This is a genomic window from Bartonella sp. AA74HLJMH, assembly GCF_042197045.1.
GTDB lineage: Bacteria > Pseudomonadota > Alphaproteobacteria > Rhizobiales > Rhizobiaceae > Bartonella.
The window spans coordinates 255,269-270,158 of record NZ_JBHIRJ010000001.1; the positions used below are offsets into that span (position 1 = coordinate 255,269).

The 14,890-nt window shown below is 38.6% G+C and carries 13 protein-coding genes; 6 read left to right on the forward strand and 7 right to left on the reverse strand.

The features are described from left to right. Nucleotides 1-349: 349 nt before the first annotated feature. The gene (locus ACFINH_RS01010) at nucleotides 350-967 is read right to left on the reverse strand and encodes a YfbR-like 5'-deoxynucleotidase (RefSeq protein ID WP_375610152.1); all 618 of its coding nucleotides are present in this window, start codon (nucleotides 965-967) and stop codon (nucleotides 350-352) included. Next, nucleotides 960-1,832 (reverse strand): YgfZ/GcvT domain-containing protein, encoded by an 873-nt coding sequence (locus tag ACFINH_RS01015; protein WP_375631711.1) that lies wholly within the window; start codon nucleotides 1,830-1,832, stop codon nucleotides 960-962. Before ACFINH_RS01015 ends, ACFINH_RS01010 begins: the two co-directional genes overlap by 8 nt. Before the next feature lie 64 nt (nucleotides 1,833-1,896). Here ACFINH_RS01015 and ACFINH_RS01020 point away from each other — a divergent pair, with 64 nt between their 5' ends. Then, entirely contained in the window at nucleotides 1,897-3,225 is a 1,329-nt protein-coding gene (locus ACFINH_RS01020) for a dihydroorotase (protein ID WP_375612943.1), read from the forward strand. 417 nt (nucleotides 3,226-3,642) lie between these two features. On the opposite strand, the gene ACFINH_RS01025 is transcribed toward ACFINH_RS01020, so the two are convergent. Further along, complete coding sequence (locus ACFINH_RS01025) at nucleotides 3,643-4,011, reverse strand: TIGR02301 family protein (protein WP_375612942.1); 369 nt, start codon at nucleotides 4,009-4,011, stop codon at nucleotides 3,643-3,645. 499 nt (nucleotides 4,012-4,510) lie between these two features. Between ACFINH_RS01025 and cysS the strand changes: the two genes are divergently transcribed. From cysS to pssA, 5 genes are all read left to right on the forward strand, one after another. After that, a complete protein-coding gene (gene cysS / locus ACFINH_RS01030; RefSeq protein WP_375612941.1) occupies nucleotides 4,511-6,019 on the forward strand; it encodes a cysteine--tRNA ligase in 1,509 nt (502 codons plus the stop codon). Nucleotides 6,020-6,058: 39 nt separating this feature from the next. Further along, a complete protein-coding gene (locus ACFINH_RS01035; RefSeq protein WP_375631812.1) occupies nucleotides 6,059-6,730 on the forward strand; it encodes a DUF421 domain-containing protein in 672 nt (223 codons plus the stop codon). A 115-nt stretch (nucleotides 6,731-6,845) separates the two neighbouring features. Beyond that, nucleotides 6,846-8,729 (forward strand): ABCB family ABC transporter ATP-binding protein/permease, encoded by a 1,884-nt coding sequence (locus ACFINH_RS01040; RefSeq protein WP_375612940.1) that lies wholly within the window; start codon nucleotides 6,846-6,848, stop codon nucleotides 8,727-8,729. A 117-nt stretch (nucleotides 8,730-8,846) separates the two neighbouring features. Continuing rightward, a complete protein-coding gene (locus ACFINH_RS01045) occupies nucleotides 8,847-9,545 on the forward strand; it encodes a phosphatidylserine decarboxylase (RefSeq protein ID WP_375612939.1) in 699 nt (232 codons plus the stop codon). An 8-nt stretch (nucleotides 9,546-9,553) separates the two neighbouring features. Then, nucleotides 9,554-10,393, forward strand: a complete 840-nt coding sequence (gene pssA, locus ACFINH_RS01050) for a CDP-diacylglycerol--serine O-phosphatidyltransferase (protein ID WP_375611225.1) — start codon at nucleotides 9,554-9,556, stop codon at nucleotides 10,391-10,393. Between the two features lie 70 nt (nucleotides 10,394-10,463). On the opposite strand, the gene ACFINH_RS01055 is transcribed toward pssA, so the two are convergent. The 4 genes from ACFINH_RS01055 to radA all read right to left on the reverse strand — a co-directional run bounded on the left by ACFINH_RS01055 (nucleotide 10,464) and on the right by radA (nucleotide 14,886). Further along, nucleotides 10,464-11,213 carry an SDR family NAD(P)-dependent oxidoreductase gene (locus ACFINH_RS01055; protein ID WP_375620812.1) on the reverse strand — a complete coding sequence of 250 codons (750 nt, stop codon included), beginning with the start codon at nucleotides 11,211-11,213 and terminating at the stop codon, nucleotides 10,464-10,466. A 2-nt stretch (nucleotides 11,214-11,215) separates the two neighbouring features. Then, nucleotides 11,216-12,709 carry an amidophosphoribosyltransferase gene (gene purF, locus ACFINH_RS01060; protein WP_375631714.1) on the reverse strand — a complete coding sequence of 498 codons (1,494 nt, stop codon included), beginning with the start codon at nucleotides 12,707-12,709 and terminating at the stop codon, nucleotides 11,216-11,218. A gap of 82 nt (nucleotides 12,710-12,791) precedes the next feature. Beyond that, nucleotides 12,792-13,367 (reverse strand): CvpA family protein, encoded by a 576-nt coding sequence (locus tag ACFINH_RS01065; protein ID WP_375629260.1) that lies wholly within the window; start codon nucleotides 13,365-13,367, stop codon nucleotides 12,792-12,794. Between the two features lie 142 nt (nucleotides 13,368-13,509). Further along, complete coding sequence (gene radA / locus ACFINH_RS01070; RefSeq protein ID WP_375612937.1) at nucleotides 13,510-14,886, reverse strand: DNA repair protein RadA; 1,377 nt, start codon at nucleotides 14,884-14,886, stop codon at nucleotides 13,510-13,512. Between the last annotated feature and the right edge of the window lie 4 nt (nucleotides 14,887-14,890).

Below are 14,890 nucleotides of genomic sequence, written 5' to 3' on the forward strand. Positions count from 1 at the left end.
TCCCTTATGAAGTGTATAAAATTTATAGAGTACTCGCGTCTTTACGCTTCATAAGAGAGCAAGCCGGCATCATCACACACTTTGCCAATTTTCAATGCTGCGACAGCGCTTAGCACTTGAGATGGTTCATAAGAAGCATTTTAACTCTTTCTTTAAAAAATTTTACCCACACGCCAGACCCGCTTGTGGTGTGCAAGAGAATGATTTTGATTGATTCAATATAAACAGATTTGAAATGAGTGAAGCTTACGATATTAGGAGCTCTCATTCAAAATGAAAAAACAATGAATTATTATTATAAGTCAGTGTGATGATTCTGTAATGACAAGGAATCAACAATGCGAAGGGGCTATAATCTTTGGACATCCAAGTCATTAAAGCGCGTTAAAAATGCGTTTTCAATGTGTTGGGTAGAATAGGGGGATAAATTCAGATCATCGGGTAAAATATTATTGGGAGAGCCAAAATAGTGAAGGGCTTCTTCTGTATTAAATCCAGCAAGCGTAATCGCTTCATAATAGGCAGCGATACGGTCGGCTTGTTTAATTTTTTTTAAAAGTTTTTGAGAAAGATCAACGGGAAGAGAAAAGCGCATGTGGATAGCATCTTGGATGCGCTTTTCAACGCGTTCATATTGTTTTCCTATAACAGCTTTAAAAGGGGAAATCATATCGCCGATGACATATTCTGGAGCATCATGAAGAAGGGCATAAAGACATTCGTTGCTTCCCGATTGTGGAAAAAGTTTTTGAAATATTTGTTCAACCAAAAGTGAATGTTGTGCAACAGAATAGGCATGCTCTCCTCGTGTTTGACCGTTCCAACGTGCTACGCGAGCAAGTCCATGGGCAATATCTTCAATTTCAACATCAAAAGGAGAAGGGTTGAGAAGATCAAGTCGCCTTCCAGAGAGCATTCTTTGCCAAGCGCGGGCTTCTCCATTTTTTAATAATTCAGCTTTAGCCATGAGTGTTTTCTATAGTATTTTCAGGAAAGGTAAAATTCATATTTTCAGCAATGCTTATAGTGACAGGAATGTTTTTTACAGTAAAGGGGATGTTATGATCCATAGCATCTTTGACGTGGTCAATACGCATTAAAGCAAGAGCCTCATTTTCTACACATGTTCCCAAGTAGCCAAGCACTTTTGTTCCTGCTTCAATGCTAGATTGAGGGGTTAATTTACACTGGCCTTTTACAATAAAAATACGGCGACGTGCTGCACGGCGGTGGTGCATTCGTGAAACAATTTCTTGTCCAATATAACATCCTTTATTGAATGCAAGTCCATTGATTTGATCGTAATTAATATCATGAGGAAAGACTTTGCCAATTTCATAGTCTTGATCACTTTCCGCAATTGCATAACGGATACGCAATTGATTCCATGTGTCATGATATTCTGAAGTTAAAAAAGGTTTTTTGCCATAGATTCGTATTATTTTTTCTTTTTGTGGGAAGCGTTTATCAACAAAACTTGAATCAAAATTTAAAGCATCTGATTCATTATTCAAAGAAACTGTAACAAGCTCTTGGAATGGTTGTGTAATTTCTACTTTTTTGCGCAGCTTATAGAGCAACAGATGCTTATGGAGCGTATCAGCTAAAGGCATCCTGATATCAATCAGGTAACCATCTTCTTTTTTTCCGATAAGAAAATCAGCAAGAACCTTTCCTTGTGGGGATAAAAGGGCTCCAGGGAAAAGTTCCTGTGGACTGATTTTTTTTACATCTGTCGTGATCAGGGATTGTAGAAAATCTGTTGCTTCTTCGCCTGTAATTTGAATAAGTCCGCGGTTTTTTAAGCAAATGGCATTTTGTTTTTCAATCATGGTTCTTGCCTTTCTGCTCAAAGTTACATAATCGATAAGTGAGCAATATGTAAGGAGCGTGGTTATGTTTAAAACATTTGATACAATTTTTAAAGGTGCAACACTTGTGAATCATGATGGAAGAAGCAAGCGTGATATTGGTATTACAAATGGTCGTATTGCTGAAATAGGCGACCTTACATGTGCATCGGCTAGTGAGGTCATTGATTGTACGGGGCTTCATATTTTACCAGGAATTATTGATAGCCAAGTGCATTTTCGTGAGCCAGGAAATGAATATAAGGAGGATTTGGAAAGTGGCTCGTATTCTGCTGTGTTAGGGGGTGTTACGGCAGTTTTTGAAATGCCTAATACCAATCCATTGACAACATCAGAAGAAACATTAAGCGATAAGGTTCAACGCGCATTTCATCGAATGCATTGTGATTTTGCATTTTGGGTTGGAGGAACGCGTGAAAATGCTCATGAACTATCTGAATTAGAAAGACTTCCTGGTGCGGCTGGAATTAAAGTCTTTATGGGGTCCTCTACCGGTGATCTTTTGGTTGATGATGATGAAAGTGTACGCCTTATTTTGAAGAATACACGCCGTCGTGCGGCTTTTCATTCTGAAGATGAGGCGAGGCTCAAAGAGCGTAAAATATTGCGTATTGAAGGGGATGCATCGTCACATCCGATTTGGCGTGATGAAGTTGCGGCATTAAAATGTACGCAGCGTTTGGTAAAAATTGCTCATGAGACGAAGGCTCGGATTCATGTGTTACATCTTTCGACAGAAGAAGAAATTGATTTTCTAAAAAAACATAAGGATGTTGCAACAATTGAAGTGACACAACATCATTTGACGCTCACGGCTGATGATTATAAGAAGTTTGGTACATTAATTCAGATGAATCCACCTATTCGTGAGCCGCGCCACCGTGACGCTCTTTGGTACGGTGTTCAACAAGGAATTATTGATGTCTTAGGTTCAGATCATGCGCCTCATACTCTTGAAGAAAAACTTCAACCTTATCCCTCTTCACCTTCAGGTATGACAGGCGTGCAAACAACAGCAGCAATTATGTTGACACATGTGAATGCAGGAAAAATATCTCTTGAACGTTTTGTTGATCTCACTTCACATGGCCCTAGTCGTATTTTTGGTATAAGTTGTAAAGGGCGCATTGCTGTTGGGTTTGATGCTGATTTAACCATTGTTGATCTTAAGCGAGAGGAAATTATTACGAATAGCTTAATTGGTTCTCGCGCCGGTTGGACACCTTATGATGGTCAAAAAGTTAAAGGTTGGCCTGTTGGGACTATTATCCGTGGTATGCGCGTTATGTGGGAAGGTGAAATTGTCACACCTTCACAAGGAGAGCCTGTTAAATTTATGGAAACTTTGGTGTAAACAGATTAAAATTATAAGTATGCCGTAAAATACCATCCTTTAGAGTGGTGATATAGGGTATGTCAGCCTCTTTGATACATAAGTGTTTTTTTTATGCGTGGTGAATATTCTTAGGCTTGTTTGTAGAAACTATGCAGCAAATTACATGTGTTAGAAGCCAAGAGAAACCTTGTTCAACAAGAACCTAGATTATTTACAGAGCAAATTTAGTTAAAAATCTTTGTCCGTTAAAGTGTGGGGAGGAAGCCAAAGAACAGTTTTGTATGGGGAAAAAGGCGCATATGAATAAAAGCGTATCAAGACATTATTCTTTAAACGTCTCTCTATTTTCAGAGCTGGTTTATTGCTCCCCGCATTTGTGAAAGGAGTATCATTGATATCGCTAAGATTGAGAGAGCTACTTTTTGTATAGATTAATTATTTATAATGCATGAGGAGGTTTTCAGATAAAATTCTTCCTTCCTCAATGTATCTTTGGTTGGCTTCAATGGCTGCTTGTGTACAATGATGATAATTTTCTGAGAAAGCACGATACGCTTCATTAAACGCTTCATAAAAATAAGCACGTCTTTGTGGAATGGGGCGTTCTGCTTCAATCAGTGCATTCATATAGTCATACCATTGGTTTGTTGGAGGCTCGCAAAGATTTTGGAGAGAATGCAATGATCCCAAAATTTCTGCTAGTCGGAGTAATTTTTTTTCATAAGGTGGAGATTGTTGTGCAAAGGTTGGCATTGAAATGACAAGAAATATTAAAATAATGATGTTCATCAATCTATACCGCATTATTTTTATTGCTTTCTTTGAATAAAACTCTGTAAAGATAAAATAATTTTGTCATGAGAACGGTGTAAAAAAATAAAGTTAATTGCTACATTATTCTCAATTATTGATTATAAAATATAGGGCGTAAGAGGCAGTAAGGAACCCATTGTGGAATATTGAAAATACTGACGAAGCTTTGTGTGGTTAAAAATTTAAGATTTTCTGCCTGCAAGCTATCTATTTTTCACATAGATTTATATTGTATTGCCTATAGATTTTTTTCTAAGCTCATTTTCTTTAAGGAGAGAACGCATCTCTAATGATAGAACGCTTTTGTCCAATCAAATAAAATAGATTGTTTTTATGATAAACGATGAATACAGCCGTAAATACAATGGGAAAATGGTAAGAAGAATTTACTATAAGATACAAGTTTTTAGCTTAAACCGCGTAATACAATGATTTGGGATAAGATACATCTAAAAGGATCGGTGCATAATATCGTCCATGGAGTCAATAAATGAAAGAGTTGCGATTTTATAATACGCTAACACGTAAAAAAGAAAAATTTACACCAATAGATGCGACAAGAGTACGCCTTTATGTTTGTGGACCGACAATTTATGATTATGCGCATATAGGAAATGCACGTCCTGTTATTGTTTTTGATATTTTATTTCGCTTATTGCGTCATGTTTATGGCAATGAGCATGTTCTATATGCACGTAATATTACAGATGTCGATGATAAAATTAATGCACGAGCAGCTAGCGAATATCCAAACGTATCATTGAATGAGGCTATTCGTCACTTAACAGAACGTACATATTCTCAGTTTCAACAAGATACCATAGCACTTGGTTGTCTGTTGCCAACCAGTCAGCCACGCGCCACTGAGCATTTAGAGGAGATGCGCTCTTTAATTGAAAGGTTGCTTGAAAAGGGGCACGCTTATGAAGCGGAAAATCATATATTATTTTCTGTAAGTAGCATAAAAAATCCTCCCCATTATGGGGCATTTGCAAATCGTTCTTTAGATGAAATGAGGGCGGGGGCGCGTATCGATGTTGCTGCTTATAAAAGGGAAGAGATGGATTTTGTTTTGTGGAAGCCTTCTGTGGAAGGAGAACCAGGTTGGAAATCACCGGGCGGAATTCCTGTTTTAGGTCGTCCAGGTTGGCATATTGAATGTTCTGCAATGTCAATGGCAAAGTTATTAGCGCCCTATGGCGGTGGTTTAACCTGTGATGATCCGACCGCCAATGTTTTTGATATCCATGGTGGTGGAATTGATTTAATTTTTCCTCATCATGAAAATGAGATTGCACAAAGTTGTTCAGCTTTTGGGACGGAGCGAATGGCTAATTTTTGGATGCATAATGGTTTTTTACAAGTTGAAGGCAAAAAGATGTCGAAAAGCTTTGGCAATTTCATAACTATTCGTTCTGTTTTAGAGAATAATTTGGGGGAGTTTAATGGTATTTTAACCGATGAAATGAAGCAAAATTGGGCTGGTTTGTCTGCGCGTTTTTCGATGTTGCAAACGCATTATCGTGAACCATTAAATTGGACAGCACAGCGTTTAATACAATCGAGCAGCGAACTGTATCGTTGGTATGAATGGCTTCGCAGCAAAAAGAGTGAGATGAAAAACAATGAAGCAATTGATGATACTTTGATAGATGCACTTAGTGATGATCTTAATACTCCAAAAGCACTGACTCTTTTGCGAAAATTTTATAAAGAAGGAAATGCTTTGGCTCTTCTGAATGGGATGAATTTATTAGGACTGTTAAGACAAGAATGGATTAAAGAAATAGATTGCCCATTATTTATGAGAAAAACTTTCCTTGATACAAAATTTATTGATCAGCGCATTGCCGAAAGACTAAGACTTATCCATAATAAAGAGTGGGAAGCTGCGGATACAATTCGTGATGAGCTTGCAGCCGAGGGGGTTCTTTTAAAAGACAGTAAGGATCCGCAGAGTGGTGAGCGCATAACTGTGTGGGAAATAAAGCGACACTAATGTCTCTATTCCAGCAGCTCCATAAAAAAGGAGAATATGATGGAATTTTTATATCATTATGGGTATGTTGCACTAAAACTAGTTGTAGGACTTATCGCTTTTCTCTTGATTTTAAGAACCACAGGTCGTGGTAGTCTTAGTCAAATGACGCCAGTTGATTTGGTAAGTAATTTTGTCATGGGAAGTATTATTGGAGGCGTTATTTATAGTCCGGATGTTAGCAGTATTCAATTGTTGATCGTCTTATTTATTTGGCAGACTTTAGTCACATCTCTTAATTTTCTGATGCGCTATTCAGTTTTTTTTCGTCGTCTCATTGCAGGACGACATATTGCATTGGTTTTAGATGGAGTATTTCAAGTGGACAAGATTAAAAAATTAGGTATCAGTGTGAATGATCTGATTACAATGTTGCGCATTAAAGGCTGTAGTTTACATGAAGCTGCTTTCGTTCGTTTAGAAACCAATGGCGATTGTTCCGTTATTAAAAAGGAAGAAGGAAAGAAGTCTATCATTTTAATACAAAATGGTGAAATTCTTGATAAGGGGCTGAAAGAGATTGGTAAAACAAGAAAGTGGCTTCATGCAGAACTGAAAAAAAAGCGTGTAAAGTCTGAGAATTTATTTGCGGCAGAGTGGTATGAAAATACAGATCCAAATAATAAATTGTATAGTGGATTATTTCTTGTTCCTTTTTCAAAAACAGTCTAACTTCAAAAAACGGGTAGGTATAGCTTATTGGAAGCCGTAATGAAGAGATGAATCTATAAATAACCACAGAGGGTATTTTGCCTGTTTGTGCGGATGATAGAGAAGTAAGGACTTTATGAAACGCAATGAAATGACAAAAACTGTATCATCAGATACAGGGAAGACTCTGCACACACTTTACAATTTATGGCCCTATATGTGGCCGGTAGGTCGGCGTGATCTAAAAATGCGTGTGCTATGGGCAATATTTTATCTTGTTTTGGCTAAGCTCGTTCTCATATCTGTACCGTATTTATTTAAATATTCTACGAATGTGCTTGATTCAAGCTTTCAGCTACCTGAATGGTTCCCATCCAGTTGGATTATTCCCATCATGCTCGTTTTGGCATACAATGTCGCGCGTATTATGCAGGCTGGATTAAATCAATTACGCGATTCCCTGTTTGCCACTGTTGGTCAATATGCTGTTCGTCAATTAGCTTATAAAACCTTTGTACATATGCATGAGTTATCTTTGCGATTTCATTTGGAACGCCGAACAGGTGGGCTTTCTCGTGTGATTGAGCGTGGAACAAAAGGAATTGAAGCGATCGTAAGATTTTCAATTCTTAGTACAGTACCGACAGTTTTAGAATTTATATTAACGGCACTGGTATTTTACATAAGTTATGGGTGGCATTATCTTCTCATCGTTGTTGCAACGGTTGGATTATATATCTTGTTTACCATTAAGGCGAGTGATTGGCGTATTCGTATTCGGCAAAAAATGAATACAGCGGATACTGAGGCGAATACTCGCGCTGTTGATTCTCTTTTGAATTTTGAAACGGTCAAATATTTTGGTAATGAAACTCTAGAAGCCGATCGTTTTGATGCTTCTATGGTAGGTTATGAAAAAGCCGCAACAAAGATTTGGACATCTTTAAGCTGGCTTAATTTTGGTCAGACTCTTATCTTTGGTATTGGAATGACGATCATGATGCTGATGTCAGCTTATGAAGTTTTTTATAAGACACAAACTTTAGGAGATTTTGTTTTTATTAATGCGCTTTTAATGCAACTTTCCATTCCACTAAATTTTATTGGTTCAATGTATCGTGATATTCGACAAGGTTTAACGGATATTGAAGCAATGTTTGATCTTTTAGATGTTCAGAAAGAGATCGTTGATAAATCGGATGCTAAACCGTTAGAGATAAGCGATGGGACCATTTGTTTTCATCAGGTAAAGTTTTCCTATGATTCGAGACGTCAGATTCTCAGAGATATTGATTTTGAAGTTCCTGGAGGAAAAACAGTCGCTATTGTCGGTCCATCAGGTGCCGGTAAATCTACTATTTCTCGGTTGCTTTTTCGGTTTTATGATGTTGATGCAGGCTCTATCACAATTGATGGGCAGGATATTCGTGACGTAACACAAAAGAGTTTGCGTGAAGCGATTGGCATGGTCCCACAAGATACGGTGTTATTTAATGATACAATTGCCTATAATATTTGCTATGGGCGTCCAAGTGCTACAGATGAAGAGATGCGCAAAGCTGCTGAAATGGCACAAATATCAAAATTTATTGAAATTTTACCGGAAGGTTTTCAGTCTATGGTAGGAGAGCGAGGTCTCAAATTATCAGGTGGTGAAAAACAACGCGTGGCTATTGCACGGACACTTTTAAAAGCTCCTCCACTTCTTATTCTAGATGAAGCAACGGCGGCTCTTGATACGGCGACGGAACAGGAAATTCAACAAGCATTGGATATTGTAAGCCGTGGACGTACAACATTGATTATTGCGCACCGTCTTTCTACTGTTATCAATGCGGATGAAATTTTAGTTCTTAAAAGTGGTCGTATTATTGAAAATGGGACGCATACAGAGCTTTTACGCAAGAAAGGTCTCTATGCTTCAATGTGGAATAAGCAGCTTGAAGCATCGCAAGCAGAAGAAAAATTACGTAAAATGCGTGAAGAAGATGAGACGAGTGTTGTTAATCGTAAAAAATAAATAGAGCAAAATGTAATCTATATCTTTATATGGAGTGATTGATTAAATACATAAAAAGACACAAGAGGAACAAAAAGCTTTGTTGCTTGTTTAAGTTTACGATGAATAGGAAATTATATGAGTATTCTGCAATCTTTCCATAATAGCTTTGTAACGGTTCATAAAGAAGGTTATCCTTTTATTGTAGCGTTTTTTGTTATTTCGCTCATTCTTGGTTGGATATGGAGTCCGTTGTTTTGGTTTGGTCTCGTTCTCACGGTGTGGTGTGTATACTTTTTCCGTGATCCAGATCGTGTGATCCCTTTGAATTCAAATTGGGTTATGTCGCCTGCAGATGGGCGTATTTCATTTGTGGAATCATGTGTTCCACCTGAAGAATTAGGATTAGGGAAAGATGAAATGATCCGTATTTCCATTTTTATGGATGTTTTTTCATGCCATATTAATCGTATTCCTATCAGTGGTACAGTAGAGTCTATCGTTTATCATCCAGGTCGATTTACCAATGCTGACTTTGATAAAGCTAGTCAGTTTAATGAGCGTAATGGGGTGGTAATTGATAGCAAACATGGTAAAATTGGTGTCGTACAAATAGCGGGAATGGTTGCGCGCCGGATTGTTTGCTGGTCAAAAGAAAACGATGCCGTTATGACTGGTGAGCGATTTGGATTGATTCGTTTTGGTTCTCGCCTTGATGTTTATATACCAACTGAAATGAAATTGCGTGTTGCAGTTGGACAGACAGCAATTGCTGGAGAAACAGTTTTGGGTTCTTTTGATGATAAGAGTGCCACAACGGACTTCAGATACGATTAGGACTCACAATGAAAAATTTTTCGCCATTTTCTTCATTCAATCCTGAGGGGCAGCATGATGATGTTGCAAATCGGCGGCGTTCACCTACATCAATGCGGTATGTCATTCCTAATATCATTACTATTTTAGCAATTTGTGCAGGGATGAGCAGCATTCGTTTGGCTTTTGAACATCGCTATGAAGCTGCTATTTTAATGGTGCTTTTGGCCGCAGTTTTAGATGGTGCTGATGGTCGCATTGCCCGTTTAATAGATGGTAGTTCATCTTTTGGGGCACAGATGGATTCTCTTGCTGATGTTATAAATTTTGGTGTTACCCCTGCACTCATTGTTTATTCTTTTATCTTGAATCAAGCGAATCATATTGGGTGGGTTGCTGCCCTTGTTTATTGTGTTGCTTGTTGTTTGCGATTAGCACGTTTTAATGTGATGTTAGATAACCCCAATATACCTAAGTGGCAGAGAAGTTATTTTGTTGGTGTTCCAGCACCAGCAGGAGCATTATTACTTTTATTGCCTACCTATTTAGGCACTCTTGGTTTGGTCCCCAATTGGGGGTGGGCATTATTTTTTAGTCTTTATACTGTAATTATTGCTTTTCTTTTGATTAGTCGTTTACCGGTATGGAATGCAAAAACAATTGATCAAAATTTAAGGCGCGATATCGTTATACCTTGCATGTTGGTCATTGTTATTTATGTCGGTTTTCTTGCGACTTACACATGGGAAACTTTATTGATTACAGCTGTTAGCTATATGATTTTTCTCCCTTGTAGTTTTATCGCTTATAATAAACGTGCTACTTTAGAAGAGAAAAAGGCTGATGCTAAAGCTATCCAAGAATTATAAAGTGCTTCATTCTTCTGTCGAAAAGCACAGGAAAAAGAGAGAGTCAAACGATTTACTTCTCATATGATGATCAATCAGGTACATGATAATCTACAAACCGATTTTTATGGACATTAAAGAGTTTTCCAGTTTCCTTTAAATCAGGTGATAACAAATGGACTATCTTTTTTGCAACCTCTTGTGGTGAAGGAAGAGTTTGTGGATCTTCACCGGGCATAGCTTCAGCGCGCATGGCAGTGCGTGTGGCACCCGGGTTGACACAATTAATCTTAATAGGGGTTTGTTTGAGTTCTTCTGCCCAACAGCGGGCAATCACCTCTAAAGCCGCTTTAGAGGCTGCATAAGCTCCCCAGAAAGGGCGCGCAGCATGCGCAACGCTTGAGGATAACAGGATGGCTCGTCCAGCATCAGATTCACGTAATAAAGGCTCAACGGCTTTCATTAAGCGCCATTGGCTGAAAAGATTTATTTGAAAAACATCTTCAAATACCGTGTTTTCTATATGCGCTATTGGTGAGAGTGTTCCAAGAATTCCTGCGTTTGCAACGATAATATCAAGTTTTTTCCAGCGTTTGGCAATTGAGATAGCAAGGGTATCGATGTTTTCCATATGATGCAAGTCAAGGGGAACAAGGGTTGCATGAGCTCCTTTTTCTCGGATTTGATTATCTAATTCAGTAAGTCCACTGACTGTTCGTGCAAGAGCAATAATATGAGCGCCGCGTGCAGCAAGCTCGAGTGCCAAATAATAGCCAATCCCTCTTGATGCGCCAGTAACAAGTGCAACACGCCCATGGAGACTAAAGTCACGTTTTGTCATCATTAATCTCTTGTTTTAAGAACAGATGATTGATGAATTTTGGAGAGATTTTCTTGATCAACCAGATGCGTAGGATAATATCCAGTAAAATAATGGTCAGTAAATTGTGGATCGGCGTTATTCCGTTTTTCCCCTGCTACAGCAAGATATAATCCATCCGTTGAAAGAAATTCTAATGAATCCGCTCCAATAAAATCACACATAGATTTTAAATCTGGATATTGATTTGCTAAAAGGTTTTCAGCTTTAGGTGTATCAATACCATAAAAGTCAGGATAAAAAATCATAGGGCTAGAAATGCGCATATGAACTTCTTTTGCTCCTGCATCGCGAAGCATTCGTACAATTTTAAGGGATGTTGTTCCACGCACAATAGAGTCATCAACCAGAATAACACGTTTTCCTTCAATCACAGGACGGTTTGCCGAATGTTTTAACTTGACGCCAAAAGCGCGAATTTGTTGTGTTGGTTCGATAAAAGTGCGGCCAACATAGTGATTACGAATAATACCAAGCTCGAAGGGAATTCCAATTTCTTGTGCATAGCCAATTGCGGCAGGTGTTCCTCCGTCAGGAACAGGAACCACAACATCACCCTTACAGGGGGCTTCTTGTGCTAAACGAATTCCCATATTTTTACGTGTTGTATAAACACTACGCCCTCCAACGATTGAGTCCGGGCGGGCAAAATAAACATATTCAAATAAACAAAGCTTTTCTGGTGTCTCATTTTCTGGTTTTATAATTTTTTTCGTAATTTCCCCATTTTTTTGTATTTCACATATGATGATTTCTCCATTTTTAACATCACGGACATATTTTGCTCCAATAATATCAAGAGCACAAGTTTCAGAACAAAAGATAGGCTTACCATCAAGTTCCCCCATCACGAGAGGTCTAATTCCTGTTGGATCGCGTGCCGCAATAAGCTTTGTACGTGTGAGCGCTAACATAGCATACCCACCTTCTACTTGCCGAATCGCATCAACAAAACGATCAGAGGACGATTCATAACGTGAGCGGGCGATAAGATGGAGAAAAACTTCTGAATCTGACGTTGATTGACAGATAGCACCAGAAGCGATGAGTTCACGGCGTAATGTGAGACCATTGGTAAGATTACCATTATGCGCAATAGCAATACCTCCAACTTTCAATTCAGCAAAAAGGGGTTGAACATTGCGTAATGCCACTTCTCCAGTTGTTGAATAACGGGTATGTCCAATAGCACGATTTCCTGGTAAGCGGGCAAGTGTTGCAGGGTTTGTATAGTGATCGCCAACAAGACCTAAATGCTTTTCTTGATGAAATATTTTATTATGGTAAGAAACAATCCCAGCTGCTTCTTGCCCACGATGCTGAAGTGCGTGGAGTCCAAGAGCTGTTAATGTTGCAGCATCTTCATGCCCAAGAATACCAAAAACTCCACATTCTTCATGAAGGGTATCATCATCTAATGAAAATTCTTGACAGAAAACATCGCTTTTTATCATCATATTCTTTCAGTTGTGATATGGAGGAATCATTAATATCACATTTTACATCATTTAGTTCTCTTTCCTCATGAAAAACTATTCTCTATTTTTTGAAAATTATCTTTTCATGAGAGTGTTGCTCATACGTATGTTTATTGCTGTCTTTAAACAAATTTTCCGTCTTTTCGAGAACAGATCCAATATCTTTGGGGAGTATTTCCCAAACTTTTTGTCCTAATGAATCTAAAATAGGCCTTGTTTTTGCATTTTTTAACCAATTCGCTTGAAGCTCGGGTTTAATCAGTGCATTAAGCAGTAACATACCGATGACCATGATAAGTAAACCACGAAGTGCTCCAAAAATAAAACCAATAGCACGGTCAAGGATACCAATTCGACTATCAATAATAAAATCAGAGATCTTCATTGTAATAATTGAAGTAATAATGAGAACAATAATAAAAATTGTGACCAATGTTGTGATCAATGCAATCATTTTATTAGAGAGATATTGTTCAAAGAAAGGTAAGACAGGTTTGAATAAAAACAGTGTCGTAACAGCTGCAACTGCCCAAGAAATCAACGATAACACTTCACGTGAAAATCCTCGAAGCATAGCAAGAAAAGCGGACAACAGGATGATTACTACGACAATTCCATCAAGGATTGTTATGATCATTTGTTTGTTCCTTATACATAAAGTTGTGTTCTTTTAAGTCTGTGTGCAAATATATTTTTTGTTATGCCATTTTTTGTTCTTATAGCAAGGATCTTTTGTATTTTATAGAGTTTTTTCTATATTATCATATCTGTGGTGCAGATCATTTTTTACTTACGGTAAGAGTAGCAACGAGTTCGGGAAGGTCGGAGAAAGTTTTTTGTTGAAAGTTGAGCGACTTCATCATTTCGGTTGTTGTTGTGGGGTGAAAGGCTCCTTGAAAGCCGAGTTTTTTTGCTTCATTGATGCGCTGTGCTGAATGTGCAACAGCGCGGGTAGCTCCTGAAAGACTGACTTCACCAAAATATACATAATCCGTTGGCAATGCGATATTGGCAAGAGAAGATACCAAAGCAGCGGCTACAGCTAAATCAGCAGCAGGTTCTGATATGCGATATCCACCTGCCACGTTCAGATAGACATCATGCTGTCCAAAACGAATGCCACAATGAGCTTCTAAAACGGCAAGAATCATAGAAAGGCGATTTCCATCCCATCCGACAACCGCACGTCTTGGTGTCCCAAGGGAAGAAGGAGCAACAAGCGCTTGAATTTCTACGAGTATCGGGCGTGTCCCTTCCATTCCTGCAAAAACAGCAGCGCCTGGTGCTTTTTCATTACGTTCCCCTAAAAATAATTCAGATGGATTTATCACTTCGCGTAATCCTTTATCAGACATTTCAAAGACACCAATTTCATCTGTTGGTCCGAAGCGATTTTTTACAGTTCTAAGAATGCGATAATGATGTCCTCCTTCACCCTCAAAATAGAGAACGCCATCAACCATATGTTCAACGACTCGAGGACCAGCAATTTGTCCATCTTTTGTAACATGCCCAACAAGAACAACGGCGGCTCCTGTTTTCTTGGCAAAGCGGATCATTGCCTGAGCACCGATACGTACTTGTGTGACAGTGCCAGGTGCTGAATCTGCTGTATCTGACCATAGGGTTTGAATCGAATCGATAATCACCATATCAAGGTTTTTATGTTCGCTTAAGGTTGCCAGGATATCTTCAACATTGGTTTCAGCAGCAAGTTTCACTTCTGTATTGTTAGCTTCAAGCCTTTGTGCGCGCAGACAAATTTGCGCAATAGCCTCTTCACCTGAAACATAGATGACATTATATCCTTTACGTGATAAAGCAGCGGCTGTTTGTGTCAGCAATGTTGATTTACCAATACCCGGATCACCTCCAACAAGGAGTGCTGATCCACGGACAAAGCCCCCACCGGTAACACGATCAAGTTCAGCAATACCAGAATGAATACGTGGAGCATCTTCGATATTTCCAGAAAGAGATGTGAGTGTGACAATGCGTCCTTTACGAGCATTTTGCTTAGGACCACTTCCTATGCCGCTATTTATAGTTTCTTCGATAAGGGAATTCCATTCCCCACAAGCGCTACATTTTCCTGCCCAACGGGAATGGATGGTTCCGCAATTTTGACAGATAAATTGAATACGATTACGCGCCATGTCG

Excerpts from the sequence above, each read along its gene's own strand:
- purF (WP_375631714.1), bottom strand. The coding sequence starts at position 12,709 with ATGATGATAAAAAGCGATGTTTTCTGTCAAGAATTTTCATTAGATGAT.
- ACFINH_RS01015 (WP_375631711.1), bottom strand. The coding sequence starts at position 1,832 with ATGATTGAAAAACAAAATGCCATTTGCTTAAAAAACCGCGGACTTATT.
- ACFINH_RS01020 (WP_375612943.1), top strand. The coding sequence starts at position 1,897 with ATGTTTAAAACATTTGATACAATTTTTAAAGGTGCAACACTTGTGAAT.
- ACFINH_RS01065 (WP_375629260.1), bottom strand. The coding sequence starts at position 13,367 with ATGATCATAACAATCCTTGATGGAATTGTCGTAGTAATCATCCTGTTG.
- ACFINH_RS01045 (WP_375612939.1), top strand. The coding sequence starts at position 8,847 with ATGAGTATTCTGCAATCTTTCCATAATAGCTTTGTAACGGTTCATAAA.
- ACFINH_RS01055 (WP_375620812.1), bottom strand. The coding sequence starts at position 11,213 with ATGACAAAACGTGACTTTAGTCTCCATGGGCGTGTTGCACTTGTTACT.
- radA (WP_375612937.1), bottom strand. The coding sequence starts at position 14,886 with ATGGCGCGTAATCGTATTCAATTTATCTGTCAAAATTGCGGAACCATC.
- pssA (WP_375611225.1), top strand. The coding sequence starts at position 9,554 with ATGAAAAATTTTTCGCCATTTTCTTCATTCAATCCTGAGGGGCAGCAT.
- ACFINH_RS01035 (WP_375631812.1), top strand. The coding sequence starts at position 6,059 with ATGGAATTTTTATATCATTATGGGTATGTTGCACTAAAACTAGTTGTA.
- cysS (WP_375612941.1), top strand. The coding sequence starts at position 4,511 with ATGAAAGAGTTGCGATTTTATAATACGCTAACACGTAAAAAAGAAAAA.
- ACFINH_RS01040 (WP_375612940.1), top strand. The coding sequence starts at position 6,846 with ATGAAACGCAATGAAATGACAAAAACTGTATCATCAGATACAGGGAAG.
- ACFINH_RS01025 (WP_375612942.1), bottom strand. The coding sequence starts at position 4,011 with ATGCGGTATAGATTGATGAACATCATTATTTTAATATTTCTTGTCATT.
- ACFINH_RS01010 (WP_375610152.1), bottom strand. The coding sequence starts at position 967 with ATGGCTAAAGCTGAATTATTAAAAAATGGAGAAGCCCGCGCTTGGCAA.